At 31.7% G+C, this 18,956-nt stretch carries 17 protein-coding genes; 10 read left to right on the forward strand and 7 right to left on the reverse strand.

The annotated features are described in order from the left end of the window. Window positions 1-120: 120 nt before the first annotated feature. The gene (locus QI155_RS00665) at window positions 121-360 is read left to right on the forward strand and encodes a hypothetical protein (protein WP_068861384.1); all 240 of its coding nucleotides are present in this window, start codon (window positions 121-123) and stop codon (window positions 358-360) included. Then, on the forward strand, window positions 361-1,293 hold the full coding sequence (locus tag QI155_RS00670) for an ABC transporter ATP-binding protein (protein ID WP_068861385.1): 933 nt from the start codon (window positions 361-363) through the stop codon (window positions 1,291-1,293). It begins immediately after the preceding gene. On the opposite strand, the gene QI155_RS00675 is transcribed toward QI155_RS00670, so the two are convergent. Further along, window positions 1,274-2,608 carry a deoxyribodipyrimidine photo-lyase gene (locus tag QI155_RS00675; protein WP_068861386.1) on the reverse strand — a complete coding sequence of 445 codons (1,335 nt, stop codon included), beginning with the start codon at window positions 2,606-2,608 and terminating at the stop codon, window positions 1,274-1,276. The genes QI155_RS00670 and QI155_RS00675 overlap by 20 nt on opposite strands. Then, window positions 2,601-3,515: a DUF523 and DUF1722 domain-containing protein gene (locus QI155_RS00680; RefSeq protein ID WP_068861387.1), complete on the reverse strand. Its 915-nt coding sequence runs from the start codon at window positions 3,513-3,515 to the stop codon at window positions 2,601-2,603. The genes QI155_RS00675 and QI155_RS00680 overlap by 8 nt, the downstream gene beginning before the upstream one ends. A gap of 234 nt (window positions 3,516-3,749) precedes the next feature. Here QI155_RS00680 and QI155_RS00685 point away from each other — a divergent pair, with 234 nt between their 5' ends. Both QI155_RS00685 and QI155_RS00690 read left to right on the forward strand, forming a co-directional pair. Beyond that, window positions 3,750-5,138 carry an NAD(P)/FAD-dependent oxidoreductase gene (locus QI155_RS00685; RefSeq protein WP_068861388.1) on the forward strand — a complete coding sequence of 463 codons (1,389 nt, stop codon included), beginning with the start codon at window positions 3,750-3,752 and terminating at the stop codon, window positions 5,136-5,138. Further along, on the forward strand, window positions 5,128-5,778 hold the full coding sequence (locus tag QI155_RS00690; protein WP_068861389.1) for a protein-L-isoaspartate(D-aspartate) O-methyltransferase: 651 nt from the start codon (window positions 5,128-5,130) through the stop codon (window positions 5,776-5,778). The genes QI155_RS00685 and QI155_RS00690 overlap by 11 nt, the downstream gene beginning before the upstream one ends. Before the next feature lie 6 nt (window positions 5,779-5,784). On the opposite strand, the gene QI155_RS00695 is transcribed toward QI155_RS00690, so the two are convergent. From QI155_RS00695 to QI155_RS00705, 3 genes are read right to left on the reverse strand one after another with little or no spacing between them, the layout of a single operon-like run. Next, complete coding sequence (locus QI155_RS00695; RefSeq protein WP_281320905.1) at window positions 5,785-7,068, reverse strand: sigma-54 dependent transcriptional regulator; 1,284 nt, start codon at window positions 7,066-7,068, stop codon at window positions 5,785-5,787. Then, entirely contained in the window at window positions 7,041-8,234 is a 1,194-nt protein-coding gene (locus tag QI155_RS00700; RefSeq protein ID WP_281320906.1) for an ATP-binding protein, read from the reverse strand. The genes QI155_RS00695 and QI155_RS00700 overlap by 28 nt, the downstream gene beginning before the upstream one ends. A gap of 44 nt (window positions 8,235-8,278) precedes the next feature. After that, window positions 8,279-9,289, reverse strand: a complete 1,011-nt coding sequence (locus tag QI155_RS00705) for a hypothetical protein (protein ID WP_281320907.1) — start codon at window positions 9,287-9,289, stop codon at window positions 8,279-8,281. A 71-nt stretch (window positions 9,290-9,360) separates the two neighbouring features. Here QI155_RS00705 and galT point away from each other — a divergent pair, with 71 nt between their 5' ends. From galT to QI155_RS00735, 6 genes are read left to right on the forward strand one after another with little or no spacing between them, the layout of a single operon-like run. Next, window positions 9,361-10,359 (forward strand): galactose-1-phosphate uridylyltransferase, encoded by a 999-nt coding sequence (gene galT, locus QI155_RS00710; protein ID WP_281320908.1) that lies wholly within the window; start codon window positions 9,361-9,363, stop codon window positions 10,357-10,359. Beyond that, window positions 10,356-11,825 carry a glycogen synthase GlgA gene (gene glgA / locus QI155_RS00715; protein WP_068861364.1) on the forward strand — a complete coding sequence of 490 codons (1,470 nt, stop codon included), beginning with the start codon at window positions 10,356-10,358 and terminating at the stop codon, window positions 11,823-11,825. Before galT ends, glgA begins: the two co-directional genes overlap by 4 nt. After that, a complete protein-coding gene (locus QI155_RS00720) occupies window positions 11,822-14,428 on the forward strand; it encodes a PAS domain S-box protein (protein ID WP_068861363.1) in 2,607 nt (868 codons plus the stop codon). Before glgA ends, QI155_RS00720 begins: the two co-directional genes overlap by 4 nt. Next, entirely contained in the window at window positions 14,409-14,768 is a 360-nt protein-coding gene (locus QI155_RS00725) for a response regulator (protein ID WP_068861362.1), read from the forward strand. The genes QI155_RS00720 and QI155_RS00725 overlap by 20 nt, the downstream gene beginning before the upstream one ends. Then, window positions 14,765-16,063 (forward strand): pitrilysin family protein, encoded by a 1,299-nt coding sequence (locus QI155_RS00730; RefSeq protein ID WP_068861361.1) that lies wholly within the window; start codon window positions 14,765-14,767, stop codon window positions 16,061-16,063. Before QI155_RS00725 ends, QI155_RS00730 begins: the two co-directional genes overlap by 4 nt. Then, a complete protein-coding gene (locus QI155_RS00735; protein WP_281320909.1) occupies window positions 16,060-17,373 on the forward strand; it encodes a pitrilysin family protein in 1,314 nt (437 codons plus the stop codon). The genes QI155_RS00730 and QI155_RS00735 overlap by 4 nt, the downstream gene beginning before the upstream one ends. Here the strand turns inward: QI155_RS00735 and QI155_RS00740 are convergent. Continuing rightward, on the reverse strand, window positions 17,366-17,560 hold the full coding sequence (locus tag QI155_RS00740; RefSeq protein ID WP_068861358.1) for a Trm112 family protein: 195 nt from the start codon (window positions 17,558-17,560) through the stop codon (window positions 17,366-17,368). The two genes, QI155_RS00735 and QI155_RS00740, sit on opposite strands and share 8 nt — an antisense overlap. Beyond that, window positions 17,550-18,947 carry a glutamate--tRNA ligase gene (gltX, locus tag QI155_RS00745; protein WP_068861357.1) on the reverse strand — a complete coding sequence of 466 codons (1,398 nt, stop codon included), beginning with the start codon at window positions 18,945-18,947 and terminating at the stop codon, window positions 17,550-17,552. The genes QI155_RS00740 and gltX overlap by 11 nt, the downstream gene beginning before the upstream one ends. Window positions 18,948-18,956 lie beyond the last annotated feature (9 nt).

The following is an 18,956-nucleotide window of genomic DNA, read 5'->3' on the forward strand; positions in this document are numbered from 1 at the left end:
ACACAAGATAATTTAGGTTATAATTTTAAGTTTTTCACTTCCTCAGGACCTCGGTTCTGCAATTTCAGGAGCCTGAATCTCTTGAGATAAAAATAATCAGTGAAATGGTATAATTAAAAAATGGTTACAAGAACATACCTTAAATTAGGTGACAAAGTTAGACACATAAACTATAAAGTTTGGGGGATAGGAGAAGTAATTGAAGAGAGGAACTCTTCCCTGCCAGGTGGTTTATGTCTTGTCAGAATTCTTTTTGAAGACGGAGTAGAAAGGTCCTTTATTAATAATTTTGACCATGAGATGTGCTGTTATTATATGGGTATTAGACTTGTTGAGGAGTTCAGTATTTGGGAGACATAATTGCCTCTTTTAAGAGCTGTTAATCTTAATAAAATCTTTAAACTCAAAAAAATAATAATTCCAGCCGTTGAAAATTTTAACCTAAGCGTAGATAAAACAGATTTTTTTGCTCTTGTAGGAGAAAGTGGCTCAGGCAAATCAACGGTAGCTAAATTATTTTTAAGGCTCATTAAACCTCAAGAAGGACAAATTATTTTTAAGGGCAAGAATATATGGCAGTTAAATAAAGAAGAATTAAAATCTTACCATAATTCCATAGCTATTGTATTTCAGGATCCCTATTCATCATTAAATCCAAGAATGAAAATATTCAGTATAGTCGAAGAGCCATTAAAAATACACAGAGATTATACTAAAAGTGAAAGAGAGGAAATAGTTAGAAAAACTTTAAAAACATTAGGTATTGACGAATCAATGATTGAACGATATCCCCATCAATTAAGTGGCGGACAAAGACAAAGAGTGGCTATTGCAAAGGCTTTAATACTTGAACCAGAAATTTTGATAGCCGATGAACCCCTTTCTGCCCTTGATATTTCCCTTCAGGCTTCATTGCTCAATCAGTTAATAAAAATCAGAGAAAGTAGAGAAATGGGAATTTTTCTTATAACCCACGACTTAAATATTGTAAAAGCCGTAAGTAACAAGGTTGCAGTAATGCATCTTGGAAGAATAGTAGAGGAAGCAAGTACAATAGATTTATTTAAAGAACCTCTTCATCCATATACAAAAGTACTTCTTGAGAGCATACCTGGATTCCATAGAAGGTACAGGATAAAAATGCCTCGCATTAGCGCAGAAGACAGAATATCTTGGCATATTAAGGGATGCAGGTTTTATAGTCGTTGTTCATATAGAATGGATATATGCAAAGATAATACCCCTGAATTAAAAAATTTGGGTGCAAGAAAGGTTAGATGTTTTCTTTATTAGAAAAATTAAAATACTTTTTTACCATAAAAACCCTTTCAAAGTGATTAACAATAGGCTTACAATAGTCTAATTTAAATTTTAAGGGATCATGAAGCATAAAGGCTGGGTATTTTTTTAATTCTGGTATGTATTTTTTTATAAAAACTCCATCGGGGTCAAACTTTTTTGCCTGAATAATAGGATTAAAAATTCTTAAAGGCTTTGGGTCTGGACCAACGGAAGCATTCCACTGCCAGTTACCAGTATTTACAACTTCGTCGTAATCTATTAAAAATTCCATAAAAAACCTCTCTCCCTCTCTCCAGTCTACAAATAAATCCTTTGTAAGAAATGAAGCAACAATCATCCTTGCACGGTTATGCATCCAGCCTTCAGTTTTTAACTGTCTTATAGCTGCATCAATAATCGGATATCCTGTTTCTGCATTCATAAAGGCTTTTAGAAAAATTTCATCCCTCTGCCAAGGTATACTTCTTCTTCTTTCTTGAAATTCCAGTTCCTTGAATTGAGGAAAATTTATTTTAATGTGATACCAAAACTCCCTCCAAGCAAGCTCCTTTATGAACTGACAATCTTGTCCTGAAGTATCAAAAACCCTTTTGTATATACTTCTTAATGATACTACTCCAAATCTAATGTAGGGAGAAAGTTTTGAAGTTCCATCTATGTCGAGTCTGTTACGGATTTGTTCATAATTTTTAAAATCAAAATCTTTTAATCTTGAATAAACAAAATTCGCCTTCCAATAAAGATTTTTTTGATATTTAATATTTCTTGTAATCTCTTCCACTGAGTTTTCCTGTAATTTAGGTGTGATTATCCTATCTGGCATAGGATAGGGCTGGAGATTTAAATTCTCTTTCCATTTTTTATAAAAAGGAGAAAAAACTTTCCTAAATGGAATGTTTTCAACAGAACAGAGAAAATTATCATTGTAAGCATGATATTCAATTTCAAATTGTTTACAAACTTCCATTACTTTTCTATCTATTTTTTCTCCTGTATATGAAAAGGCTCTGTTAGTAAAAACAGCCTGAGGTTTATATTTCTTTATTAAATAAAGAAAAACTTCTTCTGCTTTTCCATGAAAACAGTAGAGGAAACCTCCTATCTTCTTAATTTTTTCGCTTAAAATATTCAAACAATCAATGATAAATCCTAATCTTTGATCGTAACTTTTGAATTTATCCAAGATTTCAGGTATAAATATGAAAACAGGAATTAATTCTTTTGACTTAGTAGAAGCTTCATAAAAAGGTTTATTATCATCAACTCTTAAATCCCTTTTGAACCAGTAAATGACTCTTTTATACATTTAGTTCGTCAGGATAGGGATCAAGATATTTTTGTATTAAAATATACTCATTTTCAAATCTAAAAGAAAGGCTACGAAGAAGTTCAAGAATTACTCTTATTTCAACTAATCCTTTGCTGTATTTTTCAATTAAATTGATTAGATGTGTTCTTTCTTTAGTGGTTAATTTTTTAGAAACATGTCCTATTAGATGCAAAAGAGTATTAACATGTCTTTTAATAGATGGCTTTCTTATAAAGGCTTGATAGAAGAGATTTTTATATTGCAATAATTTATCTTCTAAGTTCATTTTCCTATCAGCTACAATTTTACCGAGTTCCTTAAGATTTTTTTGGCTATAAGTCATTAAAAGATACTTATATTTTGAATGAAATTCTACGAGACCTCTTAATGATGGATTACTATTTAAAGCTCTAAACTCAGAGAAAGCAAAAATCCTGATTAAAAAGTGTTTTCTAATTTCCTCATCTCTTAATCTACCTTCATCTTCAACGGGTAAATAGGGGAAAAATTTTTTTATGGTATCAGCAAAAAAACCATCAGTTTTGCCAATTATGGCATTATTTTTATAAAGCTTAGCAGATGTAACACCACAGGAAGGAGACTTTGATTTAAGAATAAACCCATCTATATCTTTCAATTCATTTAATACTTTGTTTACATAATTAATCATGATATCAGTTAAATCCCTTCCTGTTTCTGGCTGAATAAGTTTTTTTTGCTCCCCATCAATTTTAATAATAATTCTTGCTCTGGGAATCCCTAATCCAATATCAACTTCAGGACAATAATCAATATAATTAATATAAGATTTAAGTTTTTCAATAAAATCATCATTAACAATTCCACCGTTGTATCTTACAGGGCTAATAAAGCATCTACTTAATACAATTTTTGGTTTTGACATAATATATTATATCTAAAAATTACGCAAATATAGGCGGATTACTCTGGACTTTGCCCTAAATTCAATAAAAATCACTGAATTTGATTTAAAGGAAGTACTCTCTTAAGAAATTTTGTTATTCTGAGGGAGAGTATACCTTGAAATGACATTAGTGAAAGACAGTCTTTCATTAATCAGCAGTTTTAAGTAGTCTTTATTGCCTTTGATATTAGTCATTGTGGTAAAGTTAAAGAAATGGATTTAAAGAATAGATATGATGTTATTATTGTTGGAACAGGACCTGCTGGAATATTTACAGCTTTGGAAATCATTCAAAAGGCACCTCTTAAAGTTCTACTAATTGAAAAGGGTAATGATATTGAAAAAAGAAATTGCCCAATGGAACTAACAGGTAAATGTGCCCATTGTTCTACATGTAATATTTTAAGTGGATGGGGAGGAGCAGGTGCTTACAGTGATGGTAAACTGAATCTTTCTCCTTATATTGGAGGTTTTTTAGACAAATATATAGACAGGCAAAAACTTGTTGAACTTATTGAATATGTAGATAAGATTTATTTAAGATTTGGTGCTCCAGATAAAGTTTATGAACCTGAGATTCAGATGGCAGATCAAATAAAAGCTAAGGCATCAAAAAATGGATTGTTATTTATGCCTTCTAAAATAAGACATATTGGCACAGAAAAATGCATAGAAGTTCTTAGATCAATAAAGGAAGAACTTTCGAAAAAAGTTGATATAATTTTTAATCATGAGGCATCTAAAATCATTGTAAACAAAGGTAAGGCAATAGGAGTTGAGCTTAATGATAAAAGAAAAATTTATTCAAACTATATTGTTGTTGCTCCAGGAAGAGCAGGAAGTAGCTGGCTCAGTTCAGAAGCAAAAAGACTTAGATTAAATACGGAGCTTAATCCTGTTGATATAGGTGTTAGAGTTGAAGTTCCTGCTTCAGTTTGTGAAGAACTTACTAAAGTATGTTATGAGCCAAAGTTTATTTATTATTCAAAAACCTTTGATGATACTGTAAGAACTTTTTGTGTAAATCCCTATGGAGAAGTAGTAAGAGAAAATATAAATGGGATATGGACCGTAAATGGTCATAGTTATGCCAATAAAAAAACAGATAATACAAATTTTGCAATTCTTTCTAGTACTTATTTTACAGAACCCTTTAGGGAACCCATTCTTTATGGACAGAGCATTGCAAAGCTGGCAAATTATCTTGGACAAGGAGTTTTAATTCAAAGACTTGGAGACCTTAAAAAAGGAAGAAGATCAACCCTTGAAAGAATCTTAAGAAATCCAGTTCAACCTACACTTAAGGATGCAACACCAGGAGACCTTAGCTTTGTCCTCCCCTATCGTTATCTTGTAAATATCGTTGAAATGCTTGAAGCCCTTGATAAAGTTATGCCTGGCTTAAACACTAATTACACACTTCTTTATGGAGTCGAGATTAAACTTTACAGTATGAGAATAAAGTTAACTAAAAATCTTGAGACAGAAGTAGAAAATCTTTTTGCTGCAGGAGATGGAGCTGGAATTTCAAGGGGCTTGATTCAAGCCTCTGTATCTGGTATTCTTGTAGCAAGGGAGATATTAAAACGTCATGGTAGATAAGTATAAACATTTAAGAGAATGGATGGTTGAATCCCAGATTGTCGAAAGAGGAATCAGGGATAAAAGGGTTATTGAGGTAATGAAAAAAGTTCCAAGACATCTCTTTGTTCCAGAAGATATTATTGACAGTGCCTATGATGACAGAGCTCTTCCAATTGGTCATGGTCAGACAATTTCGCAACCCTATATTGTTGCTTTGATGACAGAACTACTTGAGCTTAAAGGAGATGAAAAGGTTCTCGAAATAGGGACAGGTTCGGGATATCAGGCAGCAATTCTTGCAGAACTTGTAAAAGAAGTCCATACAATTGAAAGAGTTGAACCACTTGCAGAGGAAGCAAAGAGGAGATTTGAAAAACTTGGAATAAAAAATATAAAAGTATATGTAAAAGATGGTACAGAAGGATTACCAGAGGAATCTCCCTTTGAAAAAATAATAATAACTGCAGCAACACCTGACATTCCGCAACCTCTTATTGAGCAACTTAAAGAAGGTGGAATTATTGTGGCACCTGTTGGAGAAAGATATTCTCAGTATATGCTTAAAGCAATAAAAAAGGGAAAGGAGCTTGAAAGATATTACCTCATTCCTGTAGCCTTTGTCCCATTAATAGGAAGGCATGGATGGAAAGAGGAGTAAATGAGATTATTCCAAGCCAAATTCTTTAATTTTATTGTAAAGAGTTCTTAAAGAAATACCAAGTAATTGAGATGCTTTTTGTTTATTCCCGCCGGCTTTTTTTAATGCTTCAATTATTGCTTTTTTTTCAACACTTTTAAGGTCATTTTCCTGCCACTCAACATCTTTTTCAATTTTTATTTCAATATCTTCCCCCTTTGACAGAATTATCGCTCTTTCAAGGATATTTTCAAGCTCTCTAATGTTTCCTGGGAAGTGATAATTTTTTATTGATTCTATTGCTGATTTACTTAACTTTTTTGTTTCCTCACCAAATTTCTCTGAAATTTTTTCTATTAAATACTGGGCAATTTTGATAATATGCTGTTTTCTTTCTCGTAAAGGAGGAATTGTAATTGGGAAAACATTTAACCTGAAATATAGATCTTCCCTGAATTTCCCATCTTTAATAAGTTGTTTTAAATCTTTATTTGTTGCGGTGATAAATCTTGCATTGGTTTTAAGAGTCTGAAGCCCGCCAACTCTTTCAAAGCTTTTGTCCTGTAAGACCTTTAAAAATTTTGCCTGAATTGATGGAGACAATTCTCCAATTTCATCAAGAAAGAGAGTTCCATTTTGTGCAAGCTCTATTTTACCAGGTTTTTGCTTAATTGCTCCTGAAAAAGCTCCCTTTTCATATCCAAAAATTTCGCTCTCTATTAATGTTTCAGGAATTGATGCACAATTTATCTCAACAAATGTACCTTTTTTACCACTCATAATATGAATTGCCTTTGCAATTGCTGATTTACCTGTTCCTGTTTCCCCATAAAGAATTACAGTTGCGTCAGTCTTTGCAACTTTTTTAACCATTTCATAAACATCTTCAATTCCTGCAAAAAGTATTTCATAGGGAGGCAGATCAAAGTCTGCACTGTAATGTTCTTTTTTTAAAATTTTTTTTATCTTTTCTAAAAATTCTTCTAAAGATGAAAGAGGTTTTGTAATATAATCAAGAGCACCTTTTTTTATTGCTTCCACTGCAGAAGGAATTGTTCCAAAGGCTGTTATTACAATAAATTCTGCCTCAACAACTTCTCTTGCTCTTTCAATAAATTTTATTCCATCCATTTTTGGCATTTTTAAATCTGTAATTACAAGATGGGGTGAAAAATCCTTTATGTTTTTCAGGGCAACCTCAGGGTCATTAAATACCATAACAGCGTATCCTTCCTCTTCAAGGATTGTTTTAAGAAAAGAGGCAAAGGAGGAGTCATCTTCAACTATAATGATTCTAACAGTGTCAGGCATACTGTTGTGCCCTGTCCTTTTTTACTTTTAATTTCTAAATTAATTTTTAAAATTTCACAGAGGCGACCTACTATTGCAAGTCCTAATCCTGTACCTTTTGGTTTTGTTGTAAAAAAGGGTTCTTTAGCTTTTTTTAAAATTTCTTCATCCATTCCAATTCCTGTATCTGATATTTCAATTTTTATTCTACCATTGATTTTTCTTGATTTTATACTAATTCTTTTTTCTTCAACTTCTGATAAAGCAGAAACAGAATTTTGAAGAATATTGTTCAAAATCTGTATAATTTTATCCCTATCTGTTTTTATTGAAACTTCCTCAACTTGAAGCTCAAAAAATATTTCTTTATGTTCGATACTAAAAGGTAAAACTGTTTCATGAATCAATTCCATTAAATTAACTCTTTGCAGATTAATACTTTGCGGATTCGCATATTGAGAAAGATCATCTGTAAGTCTTTCAAGTCTTAAGCTTTCTTTTACAATTATGTCAAGATATTCCTTTAAAGGAGGCTCTGAAATCTTTTTCATTAAATATTGGGCAAATCCTTTGATGCTTCCAAGAGGATTTCTTATTTCATGGGCTAAAACCCTTGAAAGCATTGAGAGATTTTCCAGCTCCTTCATCCTGTTTTGCATTTTTTCTATTTTACTTAAAAGTTTTATTGTAAAAAAACCTGCTAGAATTATAAATACTGCTGAAAATGCCAGAAAAAGCATGTGAATTTTTGCATGTCTTACAAGACTCTGAACTGGATAGGTGTGCAGAGCAACTCTTAAAAGATACTGAATCTCATCAAGATTTATTTTTGTATCCGTTACAAAAACCTTTTCTCCTGTGGATAGTGTAAGATAGTGATAATATGGAGTTTTTTCCTTAAAAAGAGGAATTACTTCCTGAAATTTCTGCCCAATTAATGCAGGATTTGAATGAAAAACCACCTTTCCTTCACTACTGTAAAGAGATATAAAAGCAACGCCTTCCCATCGCTCATCAATTAAAATTTCTGAAAAAATTGTGCTACCTTGCCTTTTAAGTTCCTTAATGTCCGAATTTTGTAATACACTATTTAGAGTTATTGTTATTCCTATTGCCTGCATTTTCAAAGATTGCTCTGTGGCTTGTTCTGCATTTCTGTAAATAAAAAAAGCACTAACTACCAACATTAATGCGGAAAAGAAAACTAAAAGAAAAACAATCAATCTTACTGTTAATCCTGAAATCTTGATAATTCCACCTCTTTGTAAACTTCTTGAGGATTATCAATATACTTTGGAGAAATATGAAGAATCACAAGATCATCTACTTCTGCTTCCTTTGCAATTTTGCCAGTTAAAGCAGCTGTTAAATGATTTCTTTCCATCGCTCTTTCTATATCTTTACTTAAAAAATAGGCTTCACAAAATAAGATATCAGAATCTTTAACGAACTTTATGATTTTTTGGATATTACTCTCTTTAGGAGCTACATCCATTACATAAGAAAGTTTTTCTCCTTTAGTAATTTTTAAAATATCAAAGAGTTCTTCAATACTGAACTGTCCTTTCGGAGTATTTATCTTTAATTTTAAAGAGGGATTTTTAGGTTTTAGCATATTAAAAGGAGCATAATCATAATGGAGTTTAATTAATTTTTTAAGTTCTCCAAGCCATGGGCCTATTTCAAATCCTCTTTTTTCAAGTTCTACTTTATTTATGTTTATATGATAATCTTCTTCGAGGCAGTAAGCAATGACTGGGATTCCGTGTGATAAAACCAGAGCTTTTACTTTAAAAAGAGGTTCTTGAAGAATAACTTCTTGTTTTGGCAAACTCGGCAATTTTTCAATTTTAAATCTTTGAGAGGCAGAAAATTTTGCTCTATGTATTTTTTTTTCTGTGATTGCAAAAACTTCAATTGTTAATGGATAATCAGAAACAAGATTCCATGTATATCCTTTGAGTTTTCCATATACACAATCAATAATGTTTTCTGGCCCATAAACTCTTAATGGTTCTGTTCTTCTTAAAACAGCTCTTATAACCTGATCGAAGCCTATAAAATGGTCAATATGGGTATGGGTTACGAAAATATCGCTTACTTTGAGTATCTCATTAAAGGGAATTCTTCTTATATCTCCTACATCAAAGAGCAGAGCTCTTTTTTCCCTCAATAGTCTTACAAAAACACAGGGGTCTCCAAAGGCATTATTTACAACCTTATAATGAAAAAGTCTTGACACAATGGTATAATTATACAAAATATAAGTTATTTTTCAATAATGAATATCCTAATCTTTTTATGGAGGAAACTATGTCAGAATTAAGAAGAGACCCTATATCAGGAAGATGGGTTATTATAGCTGTTGAAAGAGGAAAAAGACCTTCAGATTTTACATCTGTAAGCCAAAAAAGAAAAATAAAAGGATTTTGTCCCTTTTGCCCCGGTAATGAACATACTGCACCAAATGAAATAATTGCCTTTAGACCTCCAAATACACCTCCAAATACACCAGGTTGGACTTTAAGGGTGGTCCCAAATAAATTTCCAGCTTTGCAGATTCATGGAGAACTTAACAAAAGAGGAGAAGGCATCTATGATAAAATGAACGGAATTGGCGCCCATGAAGTAATTATTGAAACTCCTGATCATCTTTCATCTATTTCCACTATGTCCATTAAAGCAGTTGAGGATGTTTTATGGGCTTATTATTTTAGAATTACCGATCTTAAAAAAGATGTTCGTTTTAAGTATGTACTTGTTTTTAAAAATGAAGGTGAAATTGCAGGTGCCACAATTGAGCATACCCATAGCCAGTTAATAGCTCTTCCTATAGTGCCTCATCATGTTACAGAAGAAATGACATCTGCTAAAAGATACTATGAATTAAGAGACAGATGCATATTCTGTGACATTATTGCTCAAGAATTAGAGTCAGATAAGAGAGTTGTTTTTCAGAATGATGCATATATAGTCCTTTGTCCTTTTGCTCCAAGAGAACCCTTTGAGACATGGATTTTACCTAAAAGACATGAATCAAGATTTGAACCTAAAGATAAAAGTTTTACTCTCCTTGCAGAAGCTTTGCAAGTAACACTTAAAAAATTAGATGCTGTTTTGGAGACTCCACCATATAATTATGTCCTTCATACTTCTCCTTTCTTCGATGAAGTTAATGAATATTATCATTGGCATATTGAAATCATCCCTAAACTCATAAAAACAGCAGGCTTTGAATGGGGTTCAGGATTTTTTATAAATCCTACACCTCCAGAGGAAGCTACAAAGTTTCTTAAGGAGGCTAAAATATGAGAGTTGCTTTAGTATCTGCTGAATCTGTCCCTTTTTCAAAAACAGGAGGATTAGGTGATGTTGTAGGTGCTTTATTTAAAGAATTTATTAAAGGTGGTATAGATATTACCCTTTTCTTGCCTTTTTTTAGAATAACTAAAAATAATTTTTATGATAAAGTGGTTGATTCAGGATTAGTATATGGTGTCCCATTAGGAACATCTACAAAATTTGGGGGTCTTCGGTCTGCAAGGGTTTCAATAGACAGTGATGATAATTTAATTTTGAATCCAGAAAAATATGGAAATATTTTTTTCATTGAACATAACGATTTTTTTGACCGCGATGAGCTATATGGAACGAATTTTGGTGAATATCTTGATAATGCCGAAAGATTTGTGTTTTTTTCAAGAGCTGTTTTGGAGATATGTAAAGCATTGGATTTAAATTTTGACATAATCCATTGCCATGACTGGCATACTGCATTGATTCCACTTTATTTAAAATCAATATATAGGGAAGGAAAATGTTTTGAAAAAACAAAGACAATTTTAACTATACACAATTTAGGTTATCAGGGTGTATTTCCAAAGGAAAAACTAAACATTACAGGTTTTGGTTGGGAGATGTTTCATATAGATTGTTTAGAATTTTATGGGATGGTTAATTTTTTGAAAGGTGGTTTATTTAGTGCTGATTATATAACTACTGTTAGCCCCAGATATGCAAAAGAGATCCAAACACCTGAGTTTGGTTTTGGATTGGATGGGGTTTTAAGAAAAAGAAAGGATAGACTTATCGGTATACTGAATGGAATTGACTATGAAATATGGAATCCCGCAAAGGATAGATTTATATCTTATAATTACGATGTAAAAAGTTTTCACTTGAAAATAAAGAACAAAGAAGAGTTAATAAAAATAACAAAACTTGACTGTGATATTAATAACCCTATTTTTACTTTTATTGGTAGAATGGTTCAACAAAAAGGTATTGATATTTTAGTTCAAGCAATCCCAAAACTTATAGATAAAGGAGCAAGATTTATATTAATAGGAACAGGAGAACATTATTATGAAAAGATGGTAAAACAGTTAGAAAAAAATTATCCTGGGAGGGTTTTCATACATATAGGTTTTGATGAAGAGTTAGCCCATAAAATTTATGCAGGAGCAGATGGAATTGTCATGCCTTCAAAATACGAGCCCTGTGGGTTGAGTCAATTAATTGCAATGAGATATGGAACAATTCCAATCAGTAGAAGGGTAGGGGGGTTAGAAGATACCGTTGAAGACGGAATAACAGGTTTTCTTTTTGATGAATTTACTCCAGAAGCAATTGAATGTGCAATAAAAAGATTTATAGATGTCTACTACGACAAAAATAGACTGAATAAGATGATTTTTTCTGCAATGAGCAAGGATTTTTCATGGTCAAAGGCAGTAAAAGATTATATTAAACTTTATAGGGAAATAATTCAAATATGAGAGAAAGAAAAGCATTATTTGAACTCTTAGCACTCCTTGAAATCTCCGATGACACTGATATACTTCTTGAAAGATTAATATATCATGTTGCGGAATTTATGAATGCCCAAGCATCGGTTTTAAGGCTAATACAGAATGGAAAACTTAAGGTTGTAGCATCTTATAATCTTCAGACATGGAAAGATGAAATAGGGATTGATGATGGTCCTTGTGGCAAAGTTATGAAAGAAGGTAAAGTTCTAATTTTAAATAAACAGGAATTAGATGGTGAAGTTTTAGATATTCCAGCATACTCCGCAATATGCATTCCTCTAAAAATTACTAAAAAAATTAAAGAAGATGATACTAAATCAGAAGGAATAGAACGGGAAATTATAGGGACAATTCTTGTTTATAATAAGTTGGACTCAGAAGAAGGGTTGGGTGAATTTACAGATGAAGACATAAGTATTGGTGAACTTTTTTCTTCGATTGCTTCTCTAATTATTTTAAAATCTCTACAATTTAAGGAAACAAAAGAGTTAAAAAATTACTTAGAAAGCCTTATTGAGAGTTCTGCCGATGCTATTGTTGCTACTGATTTAAATAATATTGTAACTGCTTGGAATAAGGGCGCTGAGGAGATTTTTGGTTTTAAAAAGGAAGAAGTCATAGGAAGGCCTTTGCCTGTTATTCCAGATTTTTTAATAGAAGTAGAAAAATTTTATATTGAAAAGGTAAAACAAGGAGAAATACTTAAAGAAATAGAATCTGTAAGGATAACAAAGGATAATAGACTCATAGAAGTTAGCCTTACCCTTTCTCCAATAAAAAATGTTTTTGGTGAAATTGTTGGTGTCAGTAGAATTGCAAGGGATATAACGGAAAAAAAGAAGCTTGAAAGAGAACTTATTAGAAGAAATGAAGAATTGACAAAAATTCTATTTGTTAGTTCCGTTGTAAGAAGTACTTTGTCTTTAAATAAGCTTTTGCGTATGATTTTAACAGTAATCACAATGGGTGAAGGATTAGGTTTTAATAGAGCAGTTCTTTTCTTAGTAGATGAAGAAGAAAATTCTATAAAAGGGAAGATGGCTGTTGGTCCATCAAGTTATGAAGAAGCTTGGCAAATCTGGTCAAGTCTTTCAAAGGAGAAAAAAACCCTCTATGAAGTATTAGAAGATTTAAGTAAGAAAGATTTTGAGGAAGACTCCTTTTTTGATCGTCTTTGCAGGCACCTTTCAATTCCTCTTAACAGTAACTATCCAATTACCCGAGCTGTGAAAGAAAAAAAAGTTTTTAATATAAAGGATGTCCATAAGGATGAATCTGACCCACTAATAATTCAACAACTTGGAAGTCACGCCTATGCTATTGTCCCTTTAATCTCTAAAGATAAAGCGATCGGTGTTATATGGGTTGACAATCTTTACACAAGAAAACCTATAACTGAACAGGACATAAACTTTCTTAAAGGTTTTGCAGATCAGGTAGCAGGAGCTATTGAAAATGCATGGATTTTTGAAAAAGTTGAACAGGCTGAAAAAGAACTTGAGATGCTATTTAACTCAATAACTGATTTACTTTATTATACAGACGAATTTTATACAATAAAAAAGGTTAACAGAGCTTTTCTTAATAAGATTGGCAAAGAAGAACGAGATATAATAAATAAAAAGTGTTTTCAAATTGTCCATAAAGAAGATACTCCTCTAAAAAGTTGTCCACATAGGCAAGCTATAGAGACTAAGAAAGCAAAAATTGGGGAAATAGAAGAAAATTATTTAGATGGTATTTATCTTGTTTCAAGCTCCCCAATATTTGATAAAGATGGAAATTTAAAGGGAACCATAAATTTAGCAAGAGATATTACAGAAATAAGAAGTCTACGAGAGAAAATTGCTTCAATGGAAAAGATGGCTGCTTTGGGTGAGATGGCAGCAAAGGTTGCTCATGAAATAAGGAATCCTTTACTTGCCATAGGTGGGTTTGCCAAAAGACTAAATAAAGAGCTTAAAGAAGAAAAATTAAAAGAATATGTTAAGGTAATTGTAGATGAAACACGAAGACTTGAAAAAATATTGAACGAAATTCTCAGCTTTGTAAAACCTCAAGCATTAACCAAAGAACCTTTTAGCATAAAAAATCTTGTAAATGACATGATTAATTTAACTGAATCAACTTTGAAAGAAAATAATAACAGATTTATTATTGAAATACAAGAAGATTTTATAGTTTTGGGAAGTTATGATAAACTCAAAGAAGTTTTGCTTAATTTAATTTCTAATGCAAATGAAGCTACAAAAAATGGAAGCATAACATTAAGAATTAAAAATCCAGAAGAAAATATGAAGGGAGAACTCTTGAACGGAGATTTCTTTGTAATAGAAGTGGAAGATACGGGCATAGGGATTTCAAAGGAAAATCTTAAAAGGATTTTTGATCCCTTTTTTACAACTAAAATAACAGGTACTGGGCTTGGACTATCTATTTCAAAGAAAATTATTGAGGAACATGGTGGTATAATTAAAGTAGAAAGTGAACTAAATAGAGGGTCAATTTTTAGAATTTATTTGCCAATTTATAAAGAGGGAGGTAAAAGTAATGAAAATAATGGTAGTTGATGATGAAAAAAACATTCTAATGCTCTATAAGTCTGAATTGGAAGATGAAGGATACGAAATAGTGACAGCTAATTCAGGGAAAGAAGCCTTAGAACTTTTTGATAAAGAAAAACCAGATTTAGTTACTCTTGATATAATGATGCCTGATATTGATGGGATTCAAGTTTTAAGACAACTGAAACAAAAAAATCCAAATGTACCGGTAATTATGCTTACAGCCTATGATTACAGAGATGATTTTTCTGTTTGGGCATCAGATGCCTATGTAGTTAAATCATCTGATTTAGGACCATTAAAAGAAACAATTAAACAAATCGCAGAAAAATTTGGAATAAAATGATTAAGTTTGCTCTTTCTATTTTTTTTATTTTAATATTTCCTTTTATGGCACTTTGCAAGATAACAGAAGAAACATTAAAAAATGGTCTAAAAATAATTGTAATTGAAGATCATTCTTCTTCAGTATCTACATTTCAGGTTTGGTATAGAGTTGGAGCAATCGATGAACCAGAGGGAAAATCTGGTATCAGTCATCTTCTTGAACATTTAATGTTTAGGGGAAGCAAAAATTATCCTAATAATGTTTTTTCAAAGATTATTCAATCTCAAGGTGGAATTGATAATGCTTTTACAACAAAGGATTATACTGTATATTACCAAAAAATTTCGCCATCTAAAATTCAAACTTCTATTGATCTTGAATCAGACAGAATGGCTCATTTACTTTTAAAATCTGAGGATTTTGAACTTGAGAAGAAAATTGTTCTTGAAGAAAGAAGGCAAAGATATGAAGATGATCCTGAAAACCTGATAATTGAAGAGGTTATTAGCACTGCCTTTAAAAACCATCCCTACCGCAAACCAGTAATAGGTTGGACAGAAGATATCCAATCAATTACTCTTGAGGATATTAAAAATTATTATCAAAGTTATTACTGCCCAAACAATTCTTTTATAATTGTTGCTGGAGATATAAAAAAAGATGAAATTTTAGAAAAAATTAGAATTCAATTTGAAAATATTCCTGAATGTAAAACTCTTCCATTAAGAAAAAAACTTTATGAACCTAAGCAACATGGAGAAAGAAGGATTATATTAAAAAAACAAACTCATCTACCCATGCTTGTTATGGCATATAAAGTTCCAGCCTATCCTGATAAGGATAGTCTTGCCCTTGAAATATTAAGTACCATAATGGGAGAAGGAAAAAGTTCAAGGCTTTATAGAAAGCTTGTCAATGAGAAAGCTTTAGTTGTTGACATTTCATCAAGTAATTCACCATTAAGTAGAGATGGATTTTTATTTTTTATTATTGCTGCGATAAAGGATATTGAAAAGGTTGATGAAGTTGAAAAAATTATAAAAGAAGAAATAGAAAAGATAAAAAATGAATTGCCCGATGAAAAGGAAATCGAGAAAGCTAAAAATCAGGTAGAGGCATCCTTTCTATTTAGCCAAGATTCTGTATTTGGACACGCCCTTTTTATAGGTCGATTTGAAATTCTTGGTAGTTGGAAAATGATTGATTTATATAGGAAAGAAATAATGGAAATTACTGGTGCTGATTTGCAAAGAGTAGCAAAAAAATATTTAATTTTCGATAATATGACAGTTGGCGTTTTGCTACCAAAATGAAAAGAAAAATTTTTTATATATTTTTATTTCTATTTTCTTGTTTTAATTATTCAATAGCAGGAGCAATTAATATGGAATTTAAAACAATAAAACTAAATAACGGAGCAACAGTAAAGTACTTATATAGAGATAATATCCCTATAGTTTATTTATCTGTGCTTATTCCAGCCTCTCCTTTAGATGAAGAAAAGCCTTCTCAAGCCTATTTAACTGCCCATTTGCTAACCCACGGAACGAAAAATTTATCAGCAAGAGAAATTGAAGATAAAATAGATTTTTTCGCTCTTTCAATAGAAAAAAAAGTTCACTATGATTATACCTTACTGACTCTTTCTACAACTAAAAGGTATTTAAGTGAAGGATTAGAGCTATTTTTTGAAATACTCAAAACACCTACATTCCCTGAAGAAGAATTTAAAAAAGAAGTTTCCATCCTTGAAAAATCACTAAAACAAATGGAAGAGGATCCCTCATATATAGCTCATAAAAACTTCTTTAAAAAACTCTTTGGAGAACATCCTTATGGAAGACCAATAGAAGGAGAGCCTGAAAAACTCAAAGATTTAACAAGGCAGGATATAGTGAAATTTTATGAAAAATTTTACAAACCTAACAGAATGATTTTTTCCTTTGTTGGAGACATTGATGAAAAAGAATTAAAGGATAAAATTGAAAAATATATTCTTCCCTGGCAAGGTGAAATTTATGATAGACAGATAGTCCCACCTGTTTTTCAAAAAAGAGATAAACCTTTAGAATTGAAAATAAATAGAAAAGATTTAACACAATCAACAATTGTTTTAGGTTTTGAGGGAATATCAAGAAAAGACCCCGATTTTTTTGCTACATCTTTAATGAATTATGTTCTTGGAGGTGGCGGACTTACATCTCGATTGGCAAAAAAAGTTAGAGAAGAAAAGGGACTTGCTTATTCAATATATAGCACATTCACACCCTATTTATTAAATGGAGCCTTCTATATTGAAGTTAAAACAAAAGCTGAAAACACAGATAATGTTGTTAAAATGGTAACAGAAGAACTAAAAAATATGGTAAACAAAGGATTAACTGAAGAAGAACTTAAAGAAGCAAAGGCTTTTTTGGTAGGTAGTTTCCCATTAAGAATTGATACAATGAAAAAAATAAATGAATTTTTACCTCTTATGGATTTTTATCAATTGGGAGACGATTACATTAAAAGATATCCAGAATATATTGAAAAAGTTAGCATAGAAGATATAAAAAGAGTATCAGAGAGAATTATTAATTACAAGAGTTTTATCTTAAGTGTTGTAGGACCAACTAATTAATTTTAAATTCATTATCTTCCTCCACAGGTTGAGAGGCTTCAATAAGAAGGACAGGAATATCATCTTTTACAGGATAATAAACCTTGCATGTTTTACATAAAAGTATATTTTTTTCTTCTTCATAAATTAAATCACCTTTACATTTAGGACACACAATAATTTCAAGAAGTTCCTTTTCAAGAGGCATTTATAATCCTTCTTAATCTTTTAAGTGTTTTTTCCTTCCCTACAATTTCTAATACTTCGTAAATCCCAGGACTTACTGTGCTTCCTGTGATCACCACTCGTATGGGTTGAGCAATCTGAGCAAGTTTTAATCCTCTTTCATTTACCATGTCCATAAATATCTTTTCAATTTTATCCTGAGTAAAATCATTAAGTTGAGCAAGTTTTTCAGTTATTTCTTTAATTATCGGTATAGTCTCTGTATTTATATATTTTTCCCTTGCCTTTGGCTCAATATCGACATAATCAAGAAGATAATATCTCATTGCATGGGCAAGCTCTTTAAGAGTTCTGCATCTCTCTTTAAGGGATTTGATAGCCTTACATGCCCATTTCAAGTCAATTGAATCCCCTTCATTTAGATAACATTCCTTTATTAGAAAGGGTTTTACCAATTCATAAAGTTTGTCCTCTGGAGTCAATTTAATATATTCACTATTTAACCAAAGCAGTTTTTCAGAATCAAAAACCGCATTAGCTTTGCCTACCTGTTCTAAATTAAAATATTTAATTAATTCCTCTCTTGTAAAAATCTCCTGATCTCCATGAGACCATCCAAGACGGACAAGATAGTTAACTACAGCATCAGAAAGATATCCTTCATCTCTGTATGCAAGAACACTTGTAGCACCATGTCTTTTACTTAAACGTGATCTGTCTTTTCCAAGAATCATTGGAATATGAGCAAAATTTGGAGGATTCATCCCTAAAGCATGATAAATATGAATCTGTTTTGGAGTGTTATTTAGGTGGTCTTCGCCTCTTATTACATGGGATATTTCCATTTCATAATCATCAACAACAACACAAAAATTATATGTTGGTGTGCCATCACTTCTTAGGATTACAAGATCTTCAAGTTCACTATTTTTAAAAGTTACATGACCTTTTACAAGATCATGAACTACTGTTTCACCTTCAACAGGCATTTTAAAACGAATTGCAAAGGGTTTATCTAAAATTTCTCTTATTTCTCTACATCTACGGTCATATCTTGGTGGCTTTCCCTCTTTCATTGCTTTCTGCCTTCTTTCTTCCAGCTCCTCAGGGGTGCAATAGCATCGATAGGCTTTACCTTCTTCAAGAAGTTTATAGGCGTATTTTTGATAAATTTCTGTTCTATCTGTTTGTCTGAAGGGACCTTCATCCCAGTCAAGTCCAAGCCACTTCATTGCTTCAATAATTGATTCAATATACTCCTCTGTAGAACGTGATCTGTCAGTATCTTCAATCCTTAAAATAAATTTTCCATTGTGATGTCTTGCAAAAAGCCAGTTAAAAAGCGCGGTTCTTGCTCCTCCAATATGAAGATGTCCTGTTGGGCTCGGTGCAAATCTAACCCTTACCACTTCTCCTCC

It is taken from the genome of Thermodesulfovibrio sp. 1176 (assembly GCF_029946585.1).
In the GTDB taxonomy this organism is placed as follows: domain Bacteria; phylum Nitrospirota; class Thermodesulfovibrionia; order Thermodesulfovibrionales; family Thermodesulfovibrionaceae; genus Thermodesulfovibrio.

Excerpts from the sequence above, each read along its gene's own strand:
- galT (WP_281320908.1), top strand. The coding sequence starts at position 9,361 with ATGTCAGAATTAAGAAGAGACCCTATATCAGGAAGATGGGTTATTATA.
- QI155_RS00735 (WP_281320909.1), top strand. The coding sequence starts at position 16,060 with ATGAAAAGAAAAATTTTTTATATATTTTTATTTCTATTTTCTTGTTTT.
- QI155_RS00675 (WP_068861386.1), bottom strand. The coding sequence starts at position 2,608 with ATGTATAAAAGAGTCATTTACTGGTTCAAAAGGGATTTAAGAGTTGAT.
- QI155_RS00725 (WP_068861362.1), top strand. The coding sequence starts at position 14,409 with ATGAAAATAATGGTAGTTGATGATGAAAAAAACATTCTAATGCTCTAT.
- QI155_RS00740 (WP_068861358.1), bottom strand. The coding sequence starts at position 17,560 with ATGCCTCTTGAAAAGGAACTTCTTGAAATTATTGTGTGTCCTAAATGT.
- QI155_RS00665 (WP_068861384.1), top strand. The coding sequence starts at position 121 with ATGGTTACAAGAACATACCTTAAATTAGGTGACAAAGTTAGACACATA.
- QI155_RS00695 (WP_281320905.1), bottom strand. The coding sequence starts at position 7,068 with ATGCCTGACACTGTTAGAATCATTATAGTTGAAGATGACTCCTCCTTT.
- QI155_RS00680 (WP_068861387.1), bottom strand. The coding sequence starts at position 3,515 with ATGTCAAAACCAAAAATTGTATTAAGTAGATGCTTTATTAGCCCTGTA.
- glgA (WP_068861364.1), top strand. The coding sequence starts at position 10,356 with ATGAGAGTTGCTTTAGTATCTGCTGAATCTGTCCCTTTTTCAAAAACA.
- QI155_RS00700 (WP_281320906.1), bottom strand. The coding sequence starts at position 8,234 with ATGTTGGTAGTTAGTGCTTTTTTTATTTACAGAAATGCAGAACAAGCC.
- QI155_RS00685 (WP_068861388.1), top strand. The coding sequence starts at position 3,750 with ATGGATTTAAAGAATAGATATGATGTTATTATTGTTGGAACAGGACCT.
- QI155_RS00730 (WP_068861361.1), top strand. The coding sequence starts at position 14,765 with ATGATTAAGTTTGCTCTTTCTATTTTTTTTATTTTAATATTTCCTTTT.
- QI155_RS00720 (WP_068861363.1), top strand. The coding sequence starts at position 11,822 with ATGAGAGAAAGAAAAGCATTATTTGAACTCTTAGCACTCCTTGAAATC.
- QI155_RS00690 (WP_068861389.1), top strand. The coding sequence starts at position 5,128 with ATGGTAGATAAGTATAAACATTTAAGAGAATGGATGGTTGAATCCCAG.